This is a genomic window from Bacteroides salyersiae WAL 10018 = DSM 18765 = JCM 12988 (genome assembly GCF_000381365.1).
GTDB classification, from domain to species: domain Bacteria; phylum Bacteroidota; class Bacteroidia; order Bacteroidales; family Bacteroidaceae; genus Bacteroides; species Bacteroides salyersiae.
In genome coordinates, this window is the sequence record NZ_KB905467.1 from 730,476 (window position 1) to 750,128 (window position 19,653).

A 19,653-nucleotide genomic window follows, 5' to 3' on the forward strand; every position below is an offset into this window, starting at 1 on the left:
AAAGTCAATCACTTTCAAGGGATTTGGAATGTTATCGCGGTGCGTACGGGACTCGAACCCGTGACCCCATGCGTGACAGGCATGTATTCTAACCAACTGAACTAACGCACCTTGTTTAATTTTGATTAATCTGATTTTACTTTTTCTCGCCTCATTTTTAATGAAGCGGTGCGTACGGGACTCGAACCCGTGACCCCATGCGTGACAGGCATGTATTCTAACCAACTGAACTAACGCACCAATATTTCATTTTAATCAGCTATCTCTCTCGATTGCGGGTGCAAAGGTAGCTGTTTTTACGTAATGTGCAATAGTTTTAAAAAGTTTTTTTGTGAATAAATTAGCAGTTTTTTTCTTAGTGCTTCATTATGAGATGTTTCTATATAGGATAAAAAAAGAATTTTTGATCTGTTTCTTTGCCGATTTCTGTCGGATGGTCTTCTTTTTTGTCGTTTTTTTATGTTTGAACAGAAAATTCTTATTTTGACTGTGCTGGTATTGTTTTTTGTTTATTACATCCGGATTTAAGGCTCTGCTCTTTCTATCTGTTATATTTCTTGCTTTTAAAGTAAACTTTTTGCTCAAATTATTCGGTGTTTTGCAATAATTAGTTATTTTTGCAAGCTAAAATCGTAGACGGTGAAATGATACCGTATGAATGTAGTTAAATAGTAAATACAATGATGACAACTGCCAAACTGTTATTGCACTGTCCTGACAAACCGGGAATCCTGGCGGAAGTGACAGACTTTATCACGGTAAACAAAGGGAATATTATCTATCTGGATCAGTACGTAGACCATGTGGAGAACATCTTTTTTATGCGTATAGAATGGGAATTGAAAGACTTTTTAGTTCCGAAGGAGAAAATAGAAGATTATTTTGAAACGCTTTATGGGCAGAAGTACGATATGATCTTCCGTCTCTATTTTTCGGATGTAAAACCGCGCATGGCCATTTTTGTATCCAAGATGTCACACTGCCTTTTTGATATGCTGGCACGGTATACGGCGGGCGAGTGGAATGTGGAGATTCCTTTGATCATCAGCAATCATCCCGATTTGCAACACGTAGCCGAGCGTTTTGGCATTCCGTTTCACCTCTTTCCCATTACCAAAGAAACAAAGGAAGAACAGGAACGCAAGGAAATGGAGTTGCTGGCGCAGAATAATATCACCTTTATCGTGCTGGCCCGTTATATGCAGGTGATTTCCGAACAGATGATCAGTGCGTACCCTAATAAGATTATTAATATTCATCACTCGTTCCTACCGGCTTTTGTGGGTGCCCGGCCTTATCATGCCGCTTTTGAAAGAGGGGTGAAAATTATCGGTGCTACCAGCCATTATGTGACAACCGAACTGGATGCCGGACCTATTATCGAACAAGATGTGGTTCGCATTACGCATAAAGATTCCATTGAAGACCTTGTGAATAAAGGAAAAGATTTGGAGAAGATCGTCCTTTCGCGTGCCGTACAGAAGCATATCGAGCGTAAGGTATTGGCTTATAAGAATAAAACCGTAATATTTAATTAGTTGGCAGTGAATGATTGTCAGTGCCGATTACCGGACCGTTGCCACGGCAAGGTAATTTTCACTTTCAACTTTCAACTTTCAACTTTCAACTAAAATAAGGATGAACGTTGCTGTAATAAAATACAATGCCGGAAATATCCGTTCAGTGGATTATGCCTTGAAACGCCTTGGGGTAGAAGCGGTGATTACTGCTGACAAGGAGGTGTTGCAGGCTGCCGATAAGGTGATTTTTCCCGGAGTGGGAGAAGCGGAGACGACGATGAAACATCTTCGGGCCAGCAGAATGGATGAACTGGTAAAAAATCTGCGGCAGCCGGTATTGGGAATTTGTCTGGGGATGCAGTTGATGTGCAGTCGTTCCGAAGAGGGAGAGGTCGATTGTCTGGGCATTTTTGATGTTCCGGTGAAGCGTTTTGTTCCTCAGAAGCATGAAGATAAAGTGCCTCATATGGGATGGAACACGATCGGACATCTGAAAAGTGACTTGTTCGAGGGCTTTACGCAGGATGAGTTTGTGTATTTCGTGCATAGCTTTTATGTGCCCGTTTGCGAATTTACAGCGGCGGAAACGGACTATATACACCCTTTCAGTGCAGCGTTGCATAAAGATAATTTTTATGCCACGCAGTTTCATCCTGAAAAGAGCGGTGCGGCAGGAGAGAGGATTTTAAGAAACTTTCTTGATAAGAAATAAATTATAGACAGATACAGATGATTGAAATTATTCCGGCTATTGACATTATCGACGGGAAATGCGTTCGCCTTTCCCAAGGAGATTATGACAGTAAGAAGGTGTACAACGAGAATCCGGTGGAAGTGGCCAAAGAATTCGAGGCTAACGGAATACGCCGCTTGCATGTAGTGGATCTTGACGGAGCGGCTTCCAACCACGTGGTGAACTATCGTACGCTGGAACAGATTGCTACCCGCACGTCGCTGGTTATAGACTTCGGTGGTGGAGTGAAGAGCGATGAGGATCTGATTATAGCTTTTGAGAGCGGTGCGCAGATGGTGACGGGGGGAAGTATTGCAGTGAAGAATCCGGAGTTGTTCAGCCATTGGCTCGACACGTACGGGTGTGAGAAGATTATTCTCGGAGCTGATGTGAAAGATCATAAGATAGCCGTCAACGGTTGGAAAGACGAAAGCGCCTGCGAACTTTTTCCTTTTTTGAAAGAGTATATCCATAAGGGGATAGAAAAGGTGATCTGTACGGATATCAGTTGTGACGGCATGCTTGCAGGGCCTTCCATCGAGCTGTACAAGGAGATACTTGCTGAGTATCCTGCTCTTTATCTGATAGCGAGCGGTGGAGTAAGCAATATCGGTGACATAGAAGCGCTTCATGAAGCCGGAGTGCCTGCCGTTATTTTTGGCAAGGCGCTTTATGAGGGTCATATCACGCTGAAAGACCTTCGTCGTTTTATAGATTGATTTGAGTTGTGAAATAGTAATGGGTACCTATGTGTTGGCGATCGGAGGTATTGTGTGGATGCAGATAAATTGTTTGTATGGACGCAGGTAAATGATCATCATCTTAGGGAATAAATTGTAGATAATATTGTGTTAGCAAAAAGAATTATACCTTGTCTGGATATCAAAGACGGACAAACCGTAAAGGGAACTAACTTTGTCAATCTCCGCCAGGCCGGTGATCCGGTCGAGTTGGGGCGTGCTTATAGCGAGCAGGGAGCAGATGAACTGACTTTTCTTGATATCACAGCCAGTCACGAAGGGCGTAAGACTTTTGCTGAACTGGTAAAGCGGATTGCAGCCAATATCAATATTCCTTTTACGGTAGGTGGAGGAATCAACGAATTGGGTGATGTAGACCGTTTGTTGAACGCCGGAGCGGATAAGATATCCATTAATTCGTCTGCTATCCGTAATCCGCAGTTGATTGACGACATTGCGAAGCATTTCGGGTCACAGGTTTGTGTGCTTGCCGTAGATGCAAAGATGACGGAGAATGGCTGGAAATGTTATCTTAATGGCGGGCGTGTCGAAACGGACAGGGAACTGCTGACATGGACGAAGGAAGCTCAGGAACGCGGTGCCGGTGAAATTCTTTTTACCAGCATGAATCATGACGGTGTGAAAACCGGATATGCCAATGAAGCTCTTGCTGCGCTGGCTGATCAACTCTCCATTCCGGTCATCGCTTCGGGTGGAGCGGGAAATATGGAGCATTTTCGGGATGCTTTCACATTAGGGAAAGCAGATGCCGCACTGGCTGCCAGCGTTTTTCATTTCGGAGAAATAAAGATTCCCGATTTAAAATCGTATCTTTGCGGGCAAGGAATATGGGTGAGATGAAGGATTGATTAAAGGGAGAAGGGAGAATTGAGAGGGGAGAAGTGCCATGCAGTTTATTTGAATGACGGGTCTTCCTATTGCAATGATGAGTTTCATCCTATTGAAACAATGAGTTTCATCTTGTTGAAACAATGGGTTTCATCTTATTGGAACTATGGGTTTCAATAGTTGGGATCAAATGGAAAAGAAGATGATACGGAGAGAGGATACGAAAGGAGAAGGGAAAATCGAGAAGGGAGAAGGAGGAGATTCCTGAAGCCGGGGCGTTGCTGATGATGAGGTGGCGCAGTTGAAATAGTTAATAGTAAAATCGTAAAATAGTAAATATCATTATGTTGGATTTTGATAAGATGAACGGGCTTATTCCCGCTATTATACAAGACAATGACACCCGTAAGGTGTTGATGCTCGGTTTCATGAATAAGGAAGCCTATGAGAAGACAGTGGAAACCGGAAAGGTGACTTTCTTCAGCCGTACTAAGAACCGCCTTTGGACAAAAGGGGAGGAGAGCGGTAACTTCTTGAACGTAGTTTCTATCAAGGCGGATTGTGATAATGATACGCTATTGATTCAGGTGAATCCTGTAGGGCCTGTTTGTCATACGGGTACGGATACTTGTTGGGGTGAAAAAAATGAAGAGCCGGTCATGTTCTTAAAACTGTTGCAGGATTTCATCGACAAGCGTCACGAAGAGATGCCGGAAAAATCATATACTACCAGTCTTTTCGAATCGGGCATCAATAAGATTGCCCAGAAAGTAGGCGAAGAAGCGGTAGAGACAGTGATCGAAGCTACGAATGGAACCAACGAACGGTTGATTTATGAAGGGTCTGATCTGATCTATCACCTCATTGTTCTGTTGACTTCCAAAGGTTATCGCATCGAGGACCTTGCACGCGAATTGCAGGTAAGACATAGCGGCTCATGGACGAAACATTAATTACATATAATAATGTAGAGATACACCAGCAGGAACTCTGTGTGTTGAGTGACGTCACGTTGCAGTTGCACAAAGGGGAGTTTGTCTATCTGGTGGGAAAGGTAGGTTCGGGTAAGACGAGCTTATTGAAAACATTTTATGGTGAACTCGATATTGCCGACGGTGAAGCGGAGGTTTTGGGATATAATATGCGGACTATCAAGCGTAAATATATTCCGCAGTTGAGGCGTAAGCTCGGCATCGTGTTTCAGGATTTCCAGTTGCTGACGGATCGTACCGTCTACAATAATCTTGAATTCGTGCTTAAAGCTACCGGCTGGAAGAACAAGATGGAGATAAAAGAACGCATCGAAGAGGTGTTGCAGCTGGTCGGCATGAGCAACAAAGGGTATAAGTTGCCTAATGAGCTCTCCGGCGGCGAACAGCAGCGTATCGTGATAGCGCGTGCCGTGCTCAACTCGCCGGCTATCATTCTGGCGGACGAGCCTACGGGAAATCTTGATGTGGAAACGGGAAAGGCTATCGTAGAGCTGTTGCATAATATTTGTGAATCGGGCTCATCGGTGGTGATGACTACCCACAATCTGCAATTGCTGAAAGAATATCCCGGCCGCGTGTACCGGTGTGCGGAGCATTGCATTAAAGATGTGACCGGTGAATTTGCAGGAAATAATAATTAATTATACATACTAATTTTAATACAGTAACGAAAATGAAAGTTTTAAAGTTTGGAGGAACTTCCGTAGGTTCTGCACAGCGGATGAAGGAAGTAGCCAAATTGATTACCGATGGTGAAAAAAAGATTGTTGTTCTCTCGGCTATGTCGGGTACGACAAACACATTGGTGGAGATTTCCGACTATCTGTACAAGAAGAATCCGGAAGGTGCCAACGAGATTATCAATAAGCTGGAAACTAAATATAAACAGCATATTGACGAACTTTTTGCTACGCCGGAATATAAACAGAAAGGATTGGAAATTATCAAATCTCATTTCGACTACATCCGTTCGTATACGAAGGACCTATTCACTTTGTTCGAAGAGAAGGTAGTGCTGGCACAAGGCGAGCTGATTTCTACCGCCATGGTGAACTTCTATTTGCAGGAGTGTGGCGTGAAGTCCGTATTGCTTCCGGCTTTAGAATTCATGCGTACTGATAAAAACGCAGAACCCGACCCTATCTATATAAAAGAGAAATTGTTGGCGCAACTGGAACTTTATCCGGATGCGGATATCTACATTACGCAAGGTTTCATCTGCCGTAATGCTTACGGTGAGATCGACAATCTGCAGCGTGGTGGCAGTGATTACACCGCTTCACTGATCGGTGCCGCCATCAATGCTTCCGAAATTCAGATATGGACGGATATCGACGGTATGCATAACAATGATCCGCGCATCGTAGACAAGACGGCACCGGTGCGTCAGTTGCACTTCGAAGAAGCTGCCGAGTTGGCGTATTTTGGTGCAAAGATCCTTCATCCTACCTGTATTCAGCCTGCCAAGTATGCCAATATACCTGTTCGCCTGCTCAATACGATGGACCCTGAAGCACCGGGTACACTGATTTCCAATGATACGGAGAAAGGGAAGATCAAGGCGGTAGCTGCCAAAGACAATATCACCGCTATCAAGATAAAATCCAGCCGTATGTTGCTCGCTCACGGTTTCTTGCGCAAGGTGTTCGAGATCTTCGAGAGCTATCAGACTTCCATCGATATGATTTGCACATCGGAAGTGGGAGTGTCCGTGACGGTTGATAATACCAAGCATCTGAATGAAATTCTGGATGATTTGAAGAAATACGGTACGGTGACTGTCGATAAAGAAATGTGTATCATCTGTGTGGTAGGTGATCTTGAATGGGAGAATGTCGGTTTTGAAGCGAAAGCGCTCGATGCGATGCGAGACATTCCGGTGCGTATGATCTCGTTCGGTGGCAGCAACTACAACATCTCTTTCCTCATTCGTGAGTGCGATAAGAAGGTAGCGTTGCAGTCGCTGAGTGATATGCTGTTCAACGGAAAATAATATAATCACATTTCACTACGGAAAGTACACAGGGGACACGGAGTTTTAAATTGTTCGGTAATCAAAATAAAAACTCTGTGCCCTCTGTCTTTTCTGTGGACGAAGCTAAACAAAGAGTTTTTTTATGAAAGGAATATTCCCTATTGATAAGTTTCGTGAGTTGCGTACTCCTTTTTATTACTATGATACGAAAGTTTTGCGCGATACGCTGGATGCCGTCAATAAAGAAGTTGCCCGTTACGAACGTTTTGACGTGCATTATGCTGTAAAGGCGAATGCCAATTCGAAGGTACTTACCATAATCCGTGAGAGTGGCATGGGAGCCGATTGTGTGAGTGGCGGTGAAATTCGTGCGGCGGTGAAAGCCGGTTTCCCGGCACAGAAGATTGTTTTTGCCGGTGTAGGCAAAGCGGATTGGGAGATTGAACTCGGTCTGGATTACAACATTTTCTGTTTCAATGTAGAGTCTATCCCCGAACTGGAGGTCATCAACGAACTGGCTGCCGCGAAAGGCAAAGTGGCCAATGTCGCTTTCCGTATCAATCCGAATGTGGGGGCGCATACCCATGCGAATATTACTACCGGACTGGCAGAGAATAAGTTTGGCATCAGCATGGAAGATATGGATAAAGTGATCGACGTGGCGCAGGAGATGAAGAATGTCAATTTCATCGGCCTGCATTTCCATATCGGTTCGCAGATATTGGATATGGGAGACTTCATAGCCCTGTGCAATCGTGTGAATGAGTTGCAGGACAGGCTTGAGGCGCGTCAGATATTTGTGAAACATATCAATGTAGGTGGTGGACTGGGCATTGATTATGATCACCCCAACCGTCAGTCGATTCCGGATTTCAAGAGTTATTTCTCTACGTATGCCGGACAGTTGAAGTTGCGGCCTCACCAGACTTTGCACTTTGAGTTGGGACGCGCTGTGGTGGGGCAGTGTGGTACGCTTATCTCTAAAGTGCTGTATGTGAAGCAAGGGGTAAACAAGAAATTTGCCATACTCGATGCCGGGATGACGGATTTGATCCGTCCGGCTCTTTATCAGGCACATCATAAGATGGAGAACCTCACTTCGGACGAGACGATGCAAACGTACGATGTGGTAGGCCCGATCTGTGAATCGTCCGATGTTTTCGGCAAGGCGATAGACTTGAACAAGGTGAAACGGGGGGATTTGATTGCCCTACGTTCCGCCGGTGCTTATGGCGAAATTATGGCGTCCGGTTATAATTGTCGTGAGTTGCCTAAAGGATATCTCTCGGACGAGTTTGTATAATAAATTAAAAAAAAGAGATTCGGTTGAACAAATTAAACAGTATTCTTGTTATTTTTGTAATCATTTCAATCAAATAAATACAAACGATTATGATTTCAGAAAAATTACAAAATGCAATTAATGAGCAGATAACTGCCGAGATGTGGTCTGCTAACCTGTACTTGTCTATGTCTTTCTACTTTGAAAAAGAAGGATTTAGCGGATTTGCCAATTGGATGAAAAAGCAATCTCAGGAAGAGTTGGAACATGCTTATGTCATGGCCGATTATATTATCAAGCGTGGCGGTGTAGCTAAAGTTGATAAAATAGACGTAGTTCCTTCAGGATGGGGCACTCCGTTGGAAGTGTTCGAGCACGTTTACAAGCACGAATGCCATGTTTCTAAAATGATTGACGAACTGGTATCTGTTGCTTCTGCCGAAAGAGACAATGCTACTCAGGATTTCCTTTGGGGATTTGTTCGCGAACAGGTGGAAGAAGAAGCAACTGCACAAGGCATTGTTGATAAGATCAAGAAAGCCGGTGATGCAGGAATATTCTTTATCGATTCTCAGCTGGGACAGCGCAAATAAGTTTCTGTTGAAGATATACCGTACAGATAATACGAAGAGGGTATGTCAAAACGTAATTTGATGAAAGGACAACTTTTAATCTGAGACTTGACTCCCTAAATCAATGATGAAAAGAGCCATATCATTACTCAAAAACAGAGTTTGATATGGCTCTTTTATAATTGTTAGTTACAATCTATAACTTTTTAGAGTGGTCATTTTAGTTTTGACACACCCTCTTTCTTATTTCTTTTTAGGCGTTCCCCGTTCCATCGTGCTCAGGTAGATTTCCAGTGAGCGGGTCGATATCTGTATCTCTCTTAATGATACTCCCAATGAAGCAATCAGCAGGAGCAATGCCAGTCCGAAGATGTATGCCGAAAGTAGTTGTAGCCCGATATAAATCAGGAACATACTGATCACACAGAAAAATAGGCTGGCAATACCCAATCCTTGCATCGTACGGGTGAGGTTGAGCCGTTTACGCAGATTCTCTATTTGGGCTACGGTGATATCCGTCGGATTTTCCATATAGCGGTCGCGCAATTGGCGAACCAACTGGGCATACGATAAGAAACGATTCGTGTATGCCAGCAGAATCAGAGAAACTGCTGAAAACAAGAGGGCGGGGGTGGTGAGGGTAAGTTCTTCCATTATTTCAATATGCCAAGTTCTTTGCCCACCTTGATGAACGCATCGATACATTTATCCAAATGAACCTTGTCGTGTCCGGCAGAAATCTGGACGCGGATGCGTGCTTGTTCTTTCGGCACAACCGGATAATAGAATCCCGTTACATAGATACCTTCCTCGAGCATACGGGCTGCATAGTCTTGAGATAATTTGGCATCATACAGCATGACGGCACAAATGGCACTTTGGGTCGGTTTGATGTCGAATCCGGCAGCCATCATCTTGTCGCGGAAATAGCTGACATTCTCTACTAACTTGTCATGGAGCGCGTTGCTCTCTTTCAACATCTTGAATACTTCGAGACTGGCACCGATAATGCCCGGAGCCAAGGAGTTTGAGAACAGGTAAGGACGGCTGCGCTGGCGCAACAGGTCGATAATCTCTTTACGTCCGGTGGTGAATCCTCCCAATGCACCGCCAAAAGCTTTACCCAATGTGCCGGTATAGATATCTACACGTCCGTAAGTATGATACAGCTCGCTTACGCCGTGTCCCGTAGCACCTACCACTCCGGCAGAGTGAGACTCGTCTACCATAACCAGAGCGTCGTATTTCTCGGCAAGGTCGCAAATTTTATCCATCGGAGCCACGTTGCCGTCCATCGAAAAGACACCGTCCGTAACGATGATACGGAAACGTTGTGCCTGAGCCTCTTGCAGGCATTTTTCCAATTCAGCCATATCGGCATTGGCGTAGCGGTAGCGTTTTGCTTTGCAAAGACGCACACCGTCGATGATGGAAGCATGGTTCAATGAATCGGAGATGATGGCATCTTCCTCGGTAAAGAGCGGTTCGAACACACCACCGTTGGCATCGAAACAGGCTGCATATAAAATGGTGTCTTCTGTCTGAAAATAATCGGAAATAGCTGCTTCCAGTTCTTTGTGGATATCTTGCGTTCCGCAGATGAACCGGACGGAAGACATGCCGTATCCGCGACGGTCCATCATCTTCTTTGCCCCTTCTATCAGGCGGGGGTGATTCGAGAGTCCCAAATAGTTGTTGGCACAGAAGTTCAACACTTCTTTTCCTTTTACAGTGATGGCTGCTTGTTGTGCACTTTCAATCAGTCGTTCTTCTTTATAGAGGCCGGCTTCCTTAATTTCAGCAAGCGTATTGCTGAGGTGTTCTTTCATTTTACCGTACATAGCGTTTGGATTTTTAGTTTCTATGCAAAGGACATTATTTTTCTTCAAATAACAATGACTATTTGCTATAAAAATGGAAAAAAAGTACTTACTTTGCGCACCATTTAGCTTAATATACTCTATAAGTTGGAAGAATGAAAAATATTTTGGTAATTGGAGCTACCGGACAGATCGGTTCGGAACTCACGATGGAATTGCGTAATCGCTATGGAAATGAGAATGTTGTAGCCGGATATATACCGGGCGCGGAGCCTAAAGGAGAATTAAAGGAATCGGGACCTTCGGCTGTGGTTGATGTAACCGATGCCGGGATGATCGAGTCTGTAGTGAAGGAATATAATATTGACACTATCTATAATTTGGCCGCCTTGCTGTCTGTGGTAGCCGAATCAAAACCTAAATTGGCTTGGAAGATCGGTATCGACGGTCTTTGGAATGTGCTCGAAACGGCACGCATCCACGGTTGCGCTGTTTTTACTCCGAGTTCCATCGGCTCGTTCGGGGCGGATACCCCTCATACGAAGACTCCGCAAGATACTATCCAGCGTCCGCGTACCATGTATGGCATTTCCAAAGTGACTACGGAGTTGCTGAGCGACTATTATCATAATAAATACGGTGTCGATACACGTGCCGTCCGTTTTCCCGGAATTATATCCAATGTGACCCCTCCGGGCGGTGGTACGACGGATTATGCTGTCGATATATACTATTCTGCCGTAAAAGGGGAAACTTTTGTATGCCCCATTGCCAAAGGCACGCTGATGGATATGATGTATATGCCGGATGCCTTGAATGCCGCCATTTCGCTGATGGAAGCCGATCCGGAAAAGCTGGTTCACCGGAATGCTTTCAATATCGCTTCCATGAGTTTCGATCCGGAGGCTATTTATGAAGCCATCCGTAAGCATGTGCCCGATTTTAAGATGATTTACCAGGTAGATCCTTTGAAACAGCGCATTGCCGACAGTTGGCCTGACAGCCTGGACGATACTTGCGCTCGTGAAGAGTGGGGCTGGAAGCCGGCTTATGATTTGGAAAGTATGACGGTAGATATGCTTGAGAAATTAAGAGCTAAACTGAAATAATGAAAAAACTTATTGCGGGAGTCATGGCTCTCGCTCTTCTTGCTTCCTGCGGGAATAAGAAGACGGGGATTGACCCTTTTGCATCCCTTACCAATGAGGTGGATTCGGCTCTTCATCGGGCTGATACGCTCCACCGTCCGAAGGCACCGGAAGAACCGAAACCGACAGAGGCGGACGAGTCGTTCGATGACTTCATTTATAACTTTGCTTCTGATGACGAGTTGCAACGGCAACGCGTTAAGTTTCCGTTGTCCTACTACAACGGTGACGAGCCTTCAAAAATAGATAAAAAGTATTGGAAGCACGATGACCTGTTTACGAAACAGAATTATTATACTCTTCTTTTCGATCGTGAGGAAGATATGGATTTGGTAGGAGACACCACGCTGACATCCGTGCAAGTGGAGTGGATTTTTATCCGGACTCATAAGATGAAGAAATATTACTTTGAACGGATAAAGGGAGCGTGGATACTGGAAGCGATCGATCTGCGCCCGCTTGAAAAAGGGGATAATGAAGATTTTGTAGAGTTTTTCGGGCGTTTTGCCACCGATAGCTTGTTTCAGAGCCGCCGTATCAAGCAGCCATTGGCTTTTGTCACGACCGATCCGGATGACGACTTTTCGGTACTGGAAACAACCCTCGACCTGAATCAATGGTTTGCCTTCAAACCGGAACTGCCCACCGACCGTTTGTCGAACATTAATTACGGACAAAAAAGCATTGATGATTCTAATGTCAAAATCGTTGCCTTGAAGGGAATAGGGAACGGGCTTTCTAATATTCTCTATTTTAAGAGGAAAGAGAGGAGCGGGGATTGGGAGCTGTATAAGTTTGAGGATGTTAGCATCTGAGTGTACTTTTCTTTCGTCTTGATACGAAAGAAAAGATACCAAAAGAAAGGATCAAGGCTGTATTTTTTCTCCTACTCTCTTCCTTCGTTCCGCTAAAGGGGCTCGAACTCGCTTCGCTCAGACAATCGCCCCTTTTTGACGCTCCACTACGGGCGTTCGCTTGACGGAGAAAAAATAAGGCCGGACGGAAATCTCCCGACACTACGGTAGTGGAGGGAGTTTTTTATGATGGAAGGATTGCTTTCAGTGCTAAAGGGATTGCTTTCGGTGCTGAAGGGATTGCTTTCGGTGCTGAAGAGATTGCTTTCAGTGCTGAAGAGATTGCTTTCGGTGATGGAAAGATTATTTTCGGTATTGAAGAGATTGCTTTCACGCCGCAAGGTTTCCCGGCCTCATTTCCTTCGCGTCAAACGGAACGTAGGTAAAAAGCGTAAGAAGGGGCGATTGTCTGAGCGAAGCGAGTTCGAGCCCCTTTAGCTTTTTACCGTAGTGCAGTAGCGAAGGAAATGCAGCCTTGATTTTTTCTTTGATTCTTTCTTTTGTATCAAGACAAAAGAAAGAATAGAATAATTTCATTAATTTTGTGCGCCTGTCCTCAGAACCCCTGCCGTCGGTCCGGCCTGTTTCTTTGTTACAGGATTAACCCTATAAAAGTTATGAAACAAGAAAATTATTCTCTTTTAGCTCATAATACATTTGGCATTGATGTGAAAGCCGCTTGTTTTTTGGAATATCATTCGGTGGACGAACTTCGCAGGATGGTTGCCGAAGGGCTTATATCCGAGCCTTACCTGCATATTGGCGGCGGTAGTAACCTGTTGTTTACAAAAGATTATCCGGGCACGGTGCTCCATTCCTGTATTGGGGGGATAGAAATCATCGGTGAGACGGATGATGAAGTCCGGGTACGTGTAGGTGCTGGTGTGGAGTGGGATGACTTTGTGGCGGAATGTGTACGTCGCAGTTGGTATGGAGCCGAAAACCTCTCGCTTATTCCCGGAGAGGTGGGAGCGAGTGCGGTGCAGAATATCGGTGCTTATGGAGTGGAAGCGAAGGATTTGATAACTTCTGTTATCACGATGAACATCCGGGGAGAAGAGCGCGTTTACTCTGTGGATGAGTGCGGATATGCCTATCGTAAAAGCATTTTCAAATTTGCGGAGATGAAAGATGTTTTTGTAACGTATGTCTGTTTCCGGTTAAGTAAACGGGAACATTATACGTTGGATTACGGCACTATTCGTCAGGAGTTGACAAAGTATGATGAGATAACGTTGGAAACGGTACGCCGCGTGATTATCGATATTCGGAAAAGTAAACTGCCTGATCCGAAAGTGCTGGGAAATGCCGGTAGTTTCTTTATGAACCCCATTGTAGACAGAGAATGTTTTGAAGCTCTGCAGAAGGAATATCCGCGCATGCCTTTCTATGAATTGGCTGACGGTCGGGTGAAAATTCCTGCCGGATGGATGATAGACCAGTGCGGCTGGAAAGGAAAGGCATTGGGGCCTGCTGCTGTACACGACAAGCAGGCGTTGGTGTTGGTGAATTGTGGCGGTGCCACAGGAAAAGATATTATTTCTCTTTCGGATGCCGTACGGGCTTCCGTACATGAAAAGTTCGGGGTGGATATTCATCCGGAAGTAAACTTTGTTTGACGTAAAACTAATAAATTAAAGCCTCTCCCCAATCCTCTCCGCAGGAGAGGTAGCAAGGAGATACTCTTGTCTACTGATTAGTCGCAAAACTAACTTAGTCCCCTCTCCCACGGAGAGGGTTGGGGAGAGGCTGCTTGGTTAAGTATGAAAGTAACGATATTAGGAAGCGGTACTTCTACCGGAGTACCCGAAATTGGATGTACCTGTGAAGTTTGCACCTCTGCCGATCCGCGAGATCACCGGCTGCGTACTTCTGCTTTGGTTGAGACGGATGATGCGCGTATATTGATCGATTGCGGTCCTGACTTTCGTGCGCAGGTTCTCGGACTTCCTTTCAAAAAGATAGATGGGGTACTTATCACCCATGAACATTATGATCATGTGGGAGGATTGGATGATCTCCGTCCTTTCTGTCGTTTTGGTGAAGTGCCCATTTATGCCGAGGCATATACGGCCGAACGTCTGCGAAACCGCATGCCTTATTGTTTTGTAAATCATAACTATCCGGGCGTGCCCAATATTCCGTTGCAGGAGATTGAGCCCGGCCGGACTTTCCGGATAAACCGCACTTCGGTGACTCCCTTGCGGGTGATGCACGGACGGCTCCCCATCTTAGGGTATCGTATTGAAAATATGGGATATATTACGGATATGCTCACGATGCCCGACGAATCTTATGAACAATTATGCAATCTTGATGTTCTCGTGGTAAATGCGCTCCGGATTGCTCCTCATCCTACGCATCAGAGTCTGGCGGAAGCCCTCGAAGTGGCGCGGCGGATTGGGGCCAAAGAAACTTATTTCATCCATATGAGTCATCATATCGGATTACAGGCCGAAGTTGAAAAACAGTTGCCTCCCCATGTGCATTTTGCATTTGACGGATTAGAAATAATTTAGCAGAAGTTTTGGTTTTTTTATGGAAATTATTACTTTTGTCCGTAGCCGGTAAAACAACAATATTATGAAGCTTCGTACTTTGGTAAAAATTTCGATTACTACTTCTGTCGCGCTTTTGTGTACAGGTTTTGCGGTGTTCTCTTTTTTTAAGTTGTCGGCCGCAGAAAATAAAGAAGAATTTGAACTTTATACTTTGGTTCCGCCCAGTGCGGTCGGGGTTCTCGAAACAGATAATATGACTGCCTTGATACAAGATATAGATGAACTGACTTGTAGCAAGGACAACCATTTTCTGTATATTTCTAAAATCTTTTCCTGTCTGAAATCGCATCTTTATACACTTCTTGAAGAAACTCCGCACGGATTGAGCCGGCAGATGAGCAAGGTGTTGCTCAGTTTCCATGAGCCGGACAATGACCGTAATCAAGTGCTTTATTGCGCGCTCGGTTCGGGTGATTACGAGTTGATCGGAAAGTTCATAAAGAAATATTGTTCCAGTACGTTTCCTTCTAAAATGTTCGATTACAAAGGTGAAGAGATACGTATTTATCCATTGCCGGGCGATGACTTCCTTGCCTGTTATCTGACTTCTGATTTTTTAGTGGCGAGTTATCAGAAAAAGCTGGTCGAAGAGGTGATCGACGCACGTCTGTCGGGGCAGTCACTGCTCGGAGATTCGGTGTTTTCTGATATGCGTGCAGCGAAAAAAAACAATGCGGCTGCCACTATTTATACTCGTGTGCATTCACTTGATATGGGAAAAATGAAGGATGATGCGCAGGAGCAGACACCTTTTGGGGGGTGGGTAGAATTTGATATGAAGTTGAATGGCGATGCTGTTTATTTTTCGGGTGTCAATCATGACACGGATACCTGCCTGACTTTTATGAATATGCTGCGCCGGCAACAATCTCTTGAGGGATTTCCGGGGGAGATTCTTCCTGTGACGACTTTCTTTTTTAACCAGCGATCGATTAGTGATTTGCAGTCTGCCCTCGATTTTGCTGCCAATGATCGGAATCCTGCGGGTGATATAATGATGTCTGCCGATTCTGTCGGGGTTTATGACGAGGCATTTGCGGCCTATCTGAAAGAACATGCCTTGCACGATATGACAACCTGTCTTTTTGCATACAATGATACCACGAAGTATCCGGCTGCAGTTGCAAGTCTTTCGGTTCGGGATGCAGTGCGAGCCGAGCAGATGCTTAAGATATTGATTGATAATTGTCCGCACGAGCGGAAATTTGTATCCGGTCCGGCTGTAACTTTTTGTTATACTCCGTCCAGAGCTTATCCCGTATATTTATTGCCCCGCAATACATTGTTTGCGCAACTGACAGGTATTGCTTCATCGTCTTTGTATACTTATGCATGCTTGTATGGCGGGCGCTTGTTGCTGGCCCCTGATGCGGAGAGTCTTTCCTGTTATGTCCGGCATTTGGATAAGGGGGAGATACTGGAAGGGATGCCTGGTTACAGGGAAAGCATAGTCGGCCTGTCTGATGTGTATAATTTTATGTTTGTGGCCGATCTGGAACATATGTTTGTGCAGCCCGAGAGCTATGTCCGTTTGCTCCCGAGCTTCTTTTTCCGTAATCCGGATTTCTTCCGTTATTTTGTCCTTTCCGCCCAGTTTTCCTGTACGGATGGGGTGGCTTATCCGAATGTGGTTTTGCAGTACAAAGGTGAGTAAAAGTCACTTCGAAATTCCTCTGGCTTTTGACGAAATTATAGTCCGGTATTTGTTCCGGAAAATGGAGGATGGTCGAAGGGATACGAACGATTGATGAAATTCTCATAAACTAAAAATCACCCTCGCCACAGGCTGAACTGCACCCCAAAAGTTGGACATAAAACTTTAGGAGTGCAGTTCAGGCAATTGTAGCGAGGGTGATTTCGATAAAAGGGGAGTCTTGATTCATCCCCTTCGGTTTTCTGGTATTCCAAGTAATCCCGTTTTCTTAGGATCGATTTGAAATCTTGCTGGTAATTTCTTTTTTAGAACGGCAGGTCGTCTTTGGCGTCGCCGGCAATAAATTCCGGTGCAGCTGTCGGTGCCGGAGGAGGAACGGGTGCTCCCGGAGTCATCGGCGCTCCTGCTCCTACGCGTTCTACCTTCCAAGCGCGGATACTATTGAACCAACGGTCTTGCCATTGGCGTGCATCGACGTCGAAAGACACGGTAAGTTCTTCGCCCATCTGGATGTTGAATTGTTCTATTTTGTCAGCGCCAAATACGTCGAAACACATTTTGCGCGGATACTGGTCGTGGTTTTCGATAACGTACTCCTGGGATTTCCATTCGTTCCCGGTTTTAGAAACTCCGCCTCTGGGTTGGAGTATAGCGATAATTTTTCCTGTAAATTCCATTGTGATAATTTTTAATTCTGCGGCGAAGTTACGATATTTTAGGAATATTCGAAATACAACCCTGTGTTTTTTCTTTTGTTTTGTTGGTGCACCCCAATCTTTTTTCGTAACTTTGTGCATTAATAAAATTAAAAATTAAACATTCGGAAATATATGAAATTTATCGTTTCAAGTACTGCGCTTTTCAGCCATTTACAGGCCATCAGCCGTGTGATAAACTCAAAAAACGCGTTGCCTATTTTGGATTGTTTCCTCTTCGAACTGGAAGACGGAACGTTGTCTGTGACCGTTTCCGATAGCGAAACGACGATGGTAACTTCTATCGAAGTCAATGAAAGTGACATGAACGGCCGTTTTGCCGTGACTGCCAAAACCCTGCTCGATGCTTTGAAGGAGATTCCCGAACAGCCGTTGACTTTCGATGTGAATACCGGAACATACGAAATAACAGTGCAGTATCAGAACGGAAAATACAGCCTTGTAGGGCAGAATGCCGATGAATTTCCTCAATCGGCAGTGTTGGGGGACAATGCCGTACGTGTGGAAATGGACGCACAGATTCTGTTGGGTGGAATCAATCGGAGTGTGTTTGCTACGGCAGATGATGAATTACGTCCGGTGATGAATGGTATTTATTTTGATATTACTACCGAAGACATTACGATGGTGGCTTCGGACGGACATAAGTTAGTACGTTGTAAAACGCTGGCTGCCCGTGGAAATGAGCGTGCCGCCTTTATCCTGCCTAAAAAACCGGCTACGCTGCTCAAGAATCTGTTGCCGAAGGAAAGCGGGATGGTTGTTATCGAATTCGACGAACGCAATGCCGTGTTTACGCTTGAAAACTACCGTATGGTATGCCGTCTTATCGAAGGCCGTTATCCGAACTACAACTCGGTGATACCGCAGAATAATCCGCACAAGGTGACGGTGGACCGTCAGCAACTGATCGGTGCTTTGCGTCGTGTGTCCATTTTCTCGTCACAGGCAAGCAGCTTGATCAAGCTACGTATTCAGGAAAATGAAATTGTAGTTTCCGCCCAAGACATCGACTTTTCCACTTCGGCCGAAGAAACGCAGGTATGCCAGTATGCGGGTGCTCCGATGAGTATCGGCTTCAAATCGACATTCCTGATTGATATTCTGAACAACATTTCGGCAGAAGAGGTGGTGATAGAATTGGCAGATCCTTCACGCGCCGGCGTAGTAGTGCCAGTGGAACAGGAAGAAAACGAAGACCTGCTCATGTTGTTGATGCCGATGATGCTAAACGACTAAATGCAGTTGAAAGTTGAGAGTTGAAAGTTGAAAGTTACTATGCAGCATGATAGTGTGGTTGACTTTTAATTTTCAACTCTCAATTTTCAACTCTCAACTAAATAAGCTTTCAACTTTCAACTAAATTAAGCATGAGATTGAACCTAAAGAACCCTATTGTTTTTTTTGATCTGGAAACAACGGGTACCAATATCAACACAGACCGGATCGTAGAAATTTGTTATCTCAAAGTATATCCTAACGGCAATGAAGAGGCTAAAACCTTGCGTATCAATCCGGAAATGCACATTCCCGAAGCTTCTTCGGCCATTCATGGCATTTATGATGCCGATGTAGCGGATTGTCCCACATTCAAGGAGGTTGCCAAAAACATTGCCTATGACATTGAAGGAGCCGATCTGGCGGGATTTAATTCCAACCGTTTCGATGTGCCGGTATTGGTGGAAGAATTTCTTCGTGCCGGTGTCGATATAGACATTAGCAAGCGTAAGTTTGTGGATGTTCAGGTGATTTTCCACAAGATGGAGCAACGTACCCTTTCGGCTGCTTACAAGTTTTATTGCGAGAAGAATCTGGAAGATGCGCATACGGCCGAAGCTGATACGCGTGCTACCTATGAGGTACTGAAAGCGCAGCTTGACCGTTATCCGGAGTTGCAAAACGACATAGCCTATCTGGCCGATTATTCCAGCTTTAACAAAAATGTGGACTTTGCCGGCCGGATGGTTTATGATGACAACGGAGTGGAAGTTTTCAACTTCGGTAAGTACAAAGGGCAGTCGGTAAGCGAAGTGCTGAAAAAAGATCCGGGGTATTATAGCTGGATTCTGAACAGTGACTTTACACTCAATACCAAAGCCATGCTTACGAAAATCCGGTTGAGGGAGATGAGCAATTTGATCACAAAATGAGATGATTTATGAATTATAATTCATAAAATCACAATTCATAAATCACATTATCCCTCATAAGTCATAATTCATAAATCATAAATCTTT

At 44.8% G+C, this 19,653-nt stretch carries 20 protein-coding genes and 2 tRNA genes; 17 read left to right on the forward strand and 5 right to left on the reverse strand.

Features of this window, described 5'->3' with window-relative positions; genetic code table 11:
- Positions 1-37: 37 nt before the first annotated feature.
- Both HMPREF1532_RS14285 and HMPREF1532_RS14290 read right to left on the reverse strand, forming a co-directional pair.
- Positions 38-111, reverse strand: a tRNA-Asp gene (locus HMPREF1532_RS14285).
- A gap of 55 nt (positions 112-166) precedes the next feature.
- Positions 167-240, reverse strand: a tRNA-Asp gene (locus tag HMPREF1532_RS14290).
- A gap of 440 nt (positions 241-680) precedes the next feature.
- Between HMPREF1532_RS14290 and purU the strand changes: the two genes are divergently transcribed.
- From purU to HMPREF1532_RS14340, 9 genes are all read left to right on the forward strand, one after another.
- Positions 681-1,538, forward strand: a complete 858-nt coding sequence (gene purU, locus HMPREF1532_RS14300) for a formyltetrahydrofolate deformylase (RefSeq protein WP_005930898.1) — start codon at positions 681-683, stop codon at positions 1,536-1,538.
- A 100-nt stretch (positions 1,539-1,638) separates the two neighbouring features.
- The gene (gene hisH, locus HMPREF1532_RS14305; protein WP_005930899.1) at positions 1,639-2,232 is read left to right on the forward strand and encodes an imidazole glycerol phosphate synthase subunit HisH; all 594 of its coding nucleotides are present in this window, start codon (positions 1,639-1,641) and stop codon (positions 2,230-2,232) included.
- 17 nt (positions 2,233-2,249) lie between these two features.
- Positions 2,250-2,972: a 1-(5-phosphoribosyl)-5-[(5-phosphoribosylamino)methylideneamino]imidazole-4-carboxamide isomerase gene (gene hisA / locus HMPREF1532_RS14310; RefSeq protein WP_005930901.1), complete on the forward strand. Its 723-nt coding sequence runs from the start codon at positions 2,250-2,252 to the stop codon at positions 2,970-2,972.
- A 129-nt stretch (positions 2,973-3,101) separates the two neighbouring features.
- A complete protein-coding gene (hisF, locus tag HMPREF1532_RS14315; RefSeq protein WP_005930903.1) occupies positions 3,102-3,854 on the forward strand; it encodes an imidazole glycerol phosphate synthase subunit HisF in 753 nt (250 codons plus the stop codon).
- A 329-nt stretch (positions 3,855-4,183) separates the two neighbouring features.
- Entirely contained in the window at positions 4,184-4,795 is a 612-nt protein-coding gene (gene hisIE, locus HMPREF1532_RS14320; RefSeq protein ID WP_025820103.1) for a bifunctional phosphoribosyl-AMP cyclohydrolase/phosphoribosyl-ATP diphosphatase HisIE, read from the forward strand.
- Entirely contained in the window at positions 4,780-5,475 is a 696-nt protein-coding gene (locus tag HMPREF1532_RS14325) for a cell division ATP-binding protein FtsE (RefSeq protein ID WP_005930906.1), read from the forward strand. The genes hisIE and HMPREF1532_RS14325 overlap by 16 nt, the downstream gene beginning before the upstream one ends.
- A 32-nt stretch (positions 5,476-5,507) precedes the next feature.
- A complete protein-coding gene (locus HMPREF1532_RS14330) occupies positions 5,508-6,827 on the forward strand; it encodes an aspartate kinase (protein ID WP_005930909.1) in 1,320 nt (439 codons plus the stop codon).
- Between the two features lie 124 nt (positions 6,828-6,951).
- Positions 6,952-8,112, forward strand: coding sequence for a diaminopimelate decarboxylase (lysA, locus tag HMPREF1532_RS14335; RefSeq protein WP_005930911.1), 1,161 nt, complete (start codon positions 6,952-6,954; stop codon positions 8,110-8,112).
- A gap of 89 nt (positions 8,113-8,201) precedes the next feature.
- Complete coding sequence (locus tag HMPREF1532_RS14340; RefSeq protein WP_005930912.1) at positions 8,202-8,684, forward strand: ferritin; 483 nt, start codon at positions 8,202-8,204, stop codon at positions 8,682-8,684.
- Positions 8,685-8,906: 222 nt separating this feature from the next.
- Here HMPREF1532_RS14340 and HMPREF1532_RS14345 read toward each other — a convergent pair whose 3' ends face one another.
- Positions 8,907-9,317, reverse strand: coding sequence for a DUF2721 domain-containing protein (locus tag HMPREF1532_RS14345; protein ID WP_005930916.1), 411 nt, complete (start codon positions 9,315-9,317; stop codon positions 8,907-8,909).
- The gene (gene kbl, locus HMPREF1532_RS14350) at positions 9,317-10,504 is read right to left on the reverse strand and encodes a glycine C-acetyltransferase (RefSeq protein ID WP_005930919.1); all 1,188 of its coding nucleotides are present in this window, start codon (positions 10,502-10,504) and stop codon (positions 9,317-9,319) included. The genes HMPREF1532_RS14345 and kbl overlap by 1 nt, the downstream gene beginning before the upstream one ends.
- Before the next feature lie 134 nt (positions 10,505-10,638).
- Here kbl and HMPREF1532_RS14355 point away from each other — a divergent pair, with 134 nt between their 5' ends.
- The 6 genes from HMPREF1532_RS14355 to HMPREF1532_RS14380 all read left to right on the forward strand — a co-directional run bounded on the left by HMPREF1532_RS14355 (position 10,639) and on the right by HMPREF1532_RS14380 (position 16,700).
- Complete coding sequence (locus HMPREF1532_RS14355; protein WP_005930922.1) at positions 10,639-11,592, forward strand: NAD-dependent epimerase/dehydratase family protein; 954 nt, start codon at positions 10,639-10,641, stop codon at positions 11,590-11,592.
- On the forward strand, positions 11,592-12,446 hold the full coding sequence (locus tag HMPREF1532_RS14360; protein WP_005930925.1) for a DUF4348 domain-containing protein: 855 nt from the start codon (positions 11,592-11,594) through the stop codon (positions 12,444-12,446). Before HMPREF1532_RS14355 ends, HMPREF1532_RS14360 begins: the two co-directional genes overlap by 1 nt.
- A gap of 209 nt (positions 12,447-12,655) precedes the next feature.
- Entirely contained in the window at positions 12,656-12,871 is a 216-nt protein-coding gene (locus tag HMPREF1532_RS21355; RefSeq protein ID WP_044097521.1) for a hypothetical protein, read from the forward strand.
- Between the two features lie 231 nt (positions 12,872-13,102).
- The gene (gene murB / locus HMPREF1532_RS14370; RefSeq protein WP_005930927.1) at positions 13,103-14,104 is read left to right on the forward strand and encodes a UDP-N-acetylmuramate dehydrogenase; all 1,002 of its coding nucleotides are present in this window, start codon (positions 13,103-13,105) and stop codon (positions 14,102-14,104) included.
- 144 nt (positions 14,105-14,248) lie between these two features.
- Positions 14,249-15,004 (forward strand): MBL fold metallo-hydrolase, encoded by a 756-nt coding sequence (locus HMPREF1532_RS14375; protein WP_005930930.1) that lies wholly within the window; start codon positions 14,249-14,251, stop codon positions 15,002-15,004.
- A 64-nt stretch (positions 15,005-15,068) separates the two neighbouring features.
- The gene (locus HMPREF1532_RS14380; protein ID WP_005930933.1) at positions 15,069-16,700 is read left to right on the forward strand and encodes a DUF3352 domain-containing protein; all 1,632 of its coding nucleotides are present in this window, start codon (positions 15,069-15,071) and stop codon (positions 16,698-16,700) included.
- 305 nt (positions 16,701-17,005) lie between these two features.
- Here HMPREF1532_RS14380 and HMPREF1532_RS14385 read toward each other — a convergent pair whose 3' ends face one another.
- Entirely contained in the window at positions 17,006-17,377 is a 372-nt protein-coding gene (locus HMPREF1532_RS14385; RefSeq protein WP_025819990.1) for a DUF3127 domain-containing protein, read from the reverse strand.
- A 153-nt stretch (positions 17,378-17,530) separates the two neighbouring features.
- Here HMPREF1532_RS14385 and dnaN point away from each other — a divergent pair, with 153 nt between their 5' ends.
- Positions 17,531-18,655, forward strand: a complete 1,125-nt coding sequence (gene dnaN, locus HMPREF1532_RS14390) for a DNA polymerase III subunit beta (protein WP_005930939.1) — start codon at positions 17,531-17,533, stop codon at positions 18,653-18,655.
- Positions 18,656-18,786: 131 nt separating this feature from the next.
- Complete coding sequence (locus HMPREF1532_RS14395) at positions 18,787-19,566, forward strand: 3'-5' exonuclease (RefSeq protein WP_005930941.1); 780 nt, start codon at positions 18,787-18,789, stop codon at positions 19,564-19,566.
- The last annotated feature ends 87 nt before the right edge of the window (positions 19,567-19,653 follow it).

Bases quoted from the DNA above. Each gene is read 5' to 3' on its own strand.
- purU (WP_005930898.1), top strand. From the start codon at position 681: ATGATGACAACTGCCAAACTGTTATTGCACTGTCCTGACAAACCGGGA.
- hisH (WP_005930899.1), top strand. From the start codon at position 1,639: ATGAACGTTGCTGTAATAAAATACAATGCCGGAAATATCCGTTCAGTG.
- hisA (WP_005930901.1), top strand. From the start codon at position 2,250: ATGATTGAAATTATTCCGGCTATTGACATTATCGACGGGAAATGCGTT.
- HMPREF1532_RS14325 (WP_005930906.1), top strand. From the start codon at position 4,780: ATGGACGAAACATTAATTACATATAATAATGTAGAGATACACCAGCAG.
- HMPREF1532_RS14330 (WP_005930909.1), top strand. From the start codon at position 5,508: ATGAAAGTTTTAAAGTTTGGAGGAACTTCCGTAGGTTCTGCACAGCGG.
- lysA (WP_005930911.1), top strand. From the start codon at position 6,952: ATGAAAGGAATATTCCCTATTGATAAGTTTCGTGAGTTGCGTACTCCT.
- HMPREF1532_RS14340 (WP_005930912.1), top strand. From the start codon at position 8,202: ATGATTTCAGAAAAATTACAAAATGCAATTAATGAGCAGATAACTGCC.
- HMPREF1532_RS14345 (WP_005930916.1), bottom strand. From the start codon at position 9,317: ATGGAAGAACTTACCCTCACCACCCCCGCCCTCTTGTTTTCAGCAGTT.
- kbl (WP_005930919.1), bottom strand. From the start codon at position 10,504: ATGTACGGTAAAATGAAAGAACACCTCAGCAATACGCTTGCTGAAATT.
- HMPREF1532_RS14355 (WP_005930922.1), top strand. From the start codon at position 10,639: ATGAAAAATATTTTGGTAATTGGAGCTACCGGACAGATCGGTTCGGAA.
- HMPREF1532_RS14360 (WP_005930925.1), top strand. From the start codon at position 11,592: ATGAAAAAACTTATTGCGGGAGTCATGGCTCTCGCTCTTCTTGCTTCC.
- murB (WP_005930927.1), top strand. From the start codon at position 13,103: ATGAAACAAGAAAATTATTCTCTTTTAGCTCATAATACATTTGGCATT.
- HMPREF1532_RS14375 (WP_005930930.1), top strand. From the start codon at position 14,249: ATGAAAGTAACGATATTAGGAAGCGGTACTTCTACCGGAGTACCCGAA.
- HMPREF1532_RS14380 (WP_005930933.1), top strand. From the start codon at position 15,069: ATGAAGCTTCGTACTTTGGTAAAAATTTCGATTACTACTTCTGTCGCG.
- HMPREF1532_RS14385 (WP_025819990.1), bottom strand. From the start codon at position 17,377: ATGGAATTTACAGGAAAAATTATCGCTATACTCCAACCCAGAGGCGGA.
- dnaN (WP_005930939.1), top strand. From the start codon at position 17,531: ATGAAATTTATCGTTTCAAGTACTGCGCTTTTCAGCCATTTACAGGCC.
- HMPREF1532_RS14395 (WP_005930941.1), top strand. From the start codon at position 18,787: ATGAGATTGAACCTAAAGAACCCTATTGTTTTTTTTGATCTGGAAACA.